This window comes from Kitasatospora sp. NPDC057223 (genome assembly GCF_042669755.1).
GTDB lineage: Bacteria > Actinomycetota > Actinomycetes > Streptomycetales > Streptomycetaceae > Kitasatospora.
The window spans coordinates 1-4,023 of record NZ_JBHUWW010000265.1; the positions used below are offsets into that span (position 1 = coordinate 1).

The window sequence follows — 4,023 nt, forward strand, 5'->3', positions numbered from 1 at the left end:
TTGACGGCGGTGCCGACCAGGGTCTCGAACTGGCTCTCGTTGGCGACCTGCGGCAGCGGCGCGGAGCTGTTGGACAGCACGTCGTTCAGGGTGGTCAGGTCCGGGGTGGCGAAGACCGGGTCCTTGCCGGCCTCCTTCACCGGCGGGATGTTGCCGTAGGTGGAGTTGAGGATCTTCTGCTCGTCGTTGCTGGTCATGAACTTCACGAAGGACAGCGAGCCGTCGAGGTTCTTGGTGTTCTTGAAGACGGCGAGGTTGATGCCCGCGACCATCGACTTGACGGCCTTGTCGCCGGTGGCGCCCGCCTGGATCGGGAGGGGCGCGACGCCGTAGTCCTCCGGGTTCATGCCCTGGGACTTGAGGTTGGCGCCCGCGGACTGCCACATGATCATGGCGGCCTTGCCGGTGGCGAAGTCGCTCAGCGTCTGGTTGTTGGAGTACTCGGCGTTGCCGGGCGCGGCGATCTTGTCCTTGGCGATGAAGTCGACGTACTGCTTGATCGCGGCGACGGCGTTGGGGCTGTCGAAGGTCGGCTTGCCGGCGGCGTCGAAGAAGTCCGCGCCGTTCTGCTTGCCGAAGGTGAAGGCGTGGTGGACGTTCTCGGAGACGTTGCCGCCCTCGATCGCCAGGCCGTACTTGCCGTCCTTGGTGAGCTTCTGGCCGTCGGCGACCAGCTCGTCCCAGGTCGCCGGGGCCTTCTCGATGCCGGCGGCGGCGAACAGCTTCTTGTTGTAGTAGAGGCCGTAGGCCATCGAGTACAGCGGCACGGCGGCCGGGTCCTTGCCGGCGGCGCCGGCCGAGGCGATGGTGGACGGCAGGAAGCGGTCCTTGCCGCCGATCTTGGCGAAGGCCGCCTCGTCCCAGGGCAGCAGCGCGCCGGTGGCCTGCAGCGAGGCCGACCAGGTGTTGCCGATGTTGAGGACGTCCGGGCCCTGGCCGGAGGCGGTGGCGGCGAGGATCCGGTTCAGCAGGTCGGACCACGGCACGACCTCGAGGTTGACCTTGATGCCGGTCTGCTGCTCGAACTTTCTCAGCTCGGGCTCCAGCACCTGCTTGTCGTTCTCGATGCTCGTGCCCTGGTTGCTGGCCCAGTAGGTGAGCGTCTTGGGGGCGCTGTTGTCGCCCCCGCCGCTGCCGGAGGTGGAGCCGCCGCCGCAGGCGGTGGCGGTGATGGTGAGTGCAGCCACGACGGCTGTTGCGGCGATGACCCGGCTCGTACGCATGACGTAGTTCCCCTCTCAGGGGATGAGTGAGCGACTCTTGGTGAAGTTTCGAGCCCGGAGGCTTACTTCAGGCCGTGATTTAACTTGTGAGAAAAGCTGGCGTCAAGAGCTCCGACGGCGATAGATTTCCGGTCAGGAGGGAGTCCGAATGGCAGAGCGAAGCAAGCAGACCGTCCGTGACCTGCGAAGAGGCAACAGATCGGCGGTCCTGCGCCACCTGTACTTCGAGGGTCGGCTCAGTCGTAACGAATTGGTACGCGACACCGGCCTCAGTGGCGGGACCATCAGCAACGTGGTCGGCGAGCTCATGGCGGACGGGTTGGTGGAGGAGGCCGGCTCGGTCGACTCCGACGGGGGCCGGCCGCGAATCCTGCTCCAGGTGGCCGCCGAACGCGGCTACCTGGCGGGCGTGGACGTGGGGGAGACACAGGTCAGGGTCGCCCTGTACGACCTGGCGCTGACCGAACTGGCCGCCTGCGACCAGCCGTTGTCCGACCACGGCCACGACGTCGCCCACGTCGTCCAGCTGATCCTGGCCGGGCTCACCGAAGTCCTCGACGGGACGGGTGCGGACCGCACCCGGGTGCTCGGGGTGGGGATCGGGGTGCCGGGCATCGTCGAACAGGGCGATCCGGCGGCCGACCCGGCCGACCCGGGCGGCGTCGGGGCCGTGGTGCACAGCCAGACCATCGACTGGGACGCCGTCCCGCTCGGCCGGCTGCTGCGGGCGGGCACCGACCTGCCCCTGCACATCGACAACGGCGCCAAGACCCTCGGCCAGGCCGAGATGTGGTTCGGTGCGGGCCGGGGCGCCGGGAACGCCGTGGTCGCGCTGTTCGGCTCCGGCGTCGGGGCCTGCGTGATCGCCAACGGCACGCCCTACCGGGGCGCCACCAGCAGCGCGGGCGAGTGGGGCCACACCAAGGTCCACGTCGGAGGACGACTGTGCCGCTGCGGCTCGCGCGGCTGCCTGGAGGCGTACGTCGGCGCAGAGGCGCTGGTCGAACGCTGGGGGGTGGCCGAGGAGGCCGGCAGCGACAGCGAGAAGGCCGGGCTGGCCGCCCTGCTCGCCGCCGCCGAGCGGGACGATCCGGTGGCCGACGCGCTCCTCTGCGAGACCGCCGAGTACCTCGGCGCGAGCATCGCCGACCTGATCAACCTGTTCAACCCGGAGCGCATCGTGATCGGCGGCTGGGCCGGTCTGCTGCTCGGGCCCAGGCTGCTGCCCGCGATCCGCGCCGCCGCCCGCTCGTACGCGTTGCGCTTCCCCTGCGAGCAGACCTCGATCGAACTCGGGCTGCTCGGCCCGGACGCCGTCACGATGGGTGCCGCGACGCTCCCGCTGGCCAGTTTTCTCGACACCGGGGGCGACGTTCCGGTGCCGGGACCGCGGGAGGCCAGGGTGCTGCGCTGACCCGGGTGTGCCGGTGCCCGGTCCGATCGCCTGCGGGGTGGTCGTACCGGGTTGCTCGGAACCATCGGGGGAGCGCTCTCCCTGTCAGGCCGCTGACCTGCTGACTTTCCCGCCCGGCGGGCTGGGCCGAGGCCCAGGAACCCTCCAGCGGTAGCAAGTTGATTCGCACCAAGAGTGCTGTACCTGCTCTTGACACGCTGGATATGCCACCGCAACACTCCAACCGGGAGCGCTCTCCCGAGTCCCGGTGCACAGCGCCGGTCGATCTTCCGGCGGTCTCCGCCGTTCGCCGCAGGTGTCCCTCGGCACCCGCCCCGCGTCCCGCCCCACCGGCCCCAACCGGCGTCGCGCGACAGCGCCCCCATCCCCCGCACCCCACCCACATGCAGGAGATGTTCCCGTGAGGCCCACCTCAGCAGGCTCCAGAGTCCGTCCCCCGCTCCGCCGCGTGCCGGCCGCCGTCACGGCAGCCGCCGTCGTCGCCGGTCTCGCGATGGCCCTGCCGGTCACCAGCGCCAGCGCCGCCGGCGCCCTGATCTCCCAGGGCAAGACGGTCACCTCCTCCTCCACGGAGAACGGCGGCACCCCGGCCACCGCCGCCGTCGACGGCAACACCGCGACCCGCTGGTCGTCGGCCGCCACCGACCAGCAGTGGATCCAGGTCGACCTCGGCGTCAGCGCCGCGATCGACAAGGTCGTCCTCAACTGGGAGGCCGCCTACGGCGACGGCTACCAGATCCAGGTCTCCGCCGACGGCACCACCTGGAACACGATCTACACCACGACCACCGGCACCGGCGGCGTCGAGACCCTCAACGTCTCGGGCACCGGCCGCTACGTCCGGATGAACGGCACCCACCGCCACACCGGTTACGGCTACTCCCTCTGGGAGTTCCAGGTCTACGGCACCCCCTCGGGCGGTACCGGCGGGACCTGCTCCACCGACAACGCGGCCCAGGGCAAGACCGCCACCGCGTCCTCGACGGAGAACGGCGGCACCCTGGCCTCCGCCGCCGTCGACGGCAACACCGGCACCCGCTGGGCCTCCGCCGCCTCCGACCCGCAGTGGCTGCAGGTCGACCTCGGCTCCAGCCAGCAGGTCTGCCAGGTCGTCCTGAACTGGGAGGCCGCGTACGGCGACGGCTACCAGATCCAGCTGTCGCCCGACGGCACCAACTGGAACACGGTCTACACCACGACCACCGGCACCGGCGGCGTCGAGACCCTCAACGTCTCGGGCACCGGCCGCTACGTCCGGATGAACGGCACCCACCGCCACACCGGTTACGGCTACTCCCTGTGGGAGTTCGCGGTGCGCACCGGCAGCACGAGCACCGTGCCGCCGGTCCAGGGCGGTGGCGACCTCGGCCCGAACGTGAAGGTCTT

The 4,023-nt window shown here is 70.2% G+C and carries 3 protein-coding genes; 2 read left to right on the top strand and 1 reads right to left on the bottom strand.

What is annotated here, in order from left to right; genetic code table 11:
* Nucleotides 1–1,223: ABC transporter substrate-binding protein (locus ACFUK0_RS39675; protein ID WP_380258865.1), on the bottom strand; the 1,223-nt coding region annotated here is incomplete at its 3' end.
* 148 nt (nt 1,224–1,371) lie between these two features.
* Here ACFUK0_RS39675 and ACFUK0_RS39680 point away from each other — a divergent pair.
* Nucleotides 1,372–2,637, top strand: coding sequence for an ROK family protein (locus tag ACFUK0_RS39680; RefSeq protein ID WP_380258867.1), 1,266 nt, complete (start codon nt 1,372–1,374; stop codon nt 2,635–2,637).
* Between the two features lie 493 nt (nt 2,638–3,130).
* Nucleotides 3,131–4,023, top strand: an 893-nt coding sequence (locus ACFUK0_RS39685; protein ID WP_380258869.1) for a discoidin domain-containing protein, incomplete at its 3' end; no start/stop codon positions are given.

Coding starts and splice junctions, on each gene's coding strand:
- ACFUK0_RS39680 (WP_380258867.1), top strand. CDS start 1,372: ATGGCAGAGCGAAGCAAGCAGACCGTCCGTGACCTGCGAAGAGGCAAC.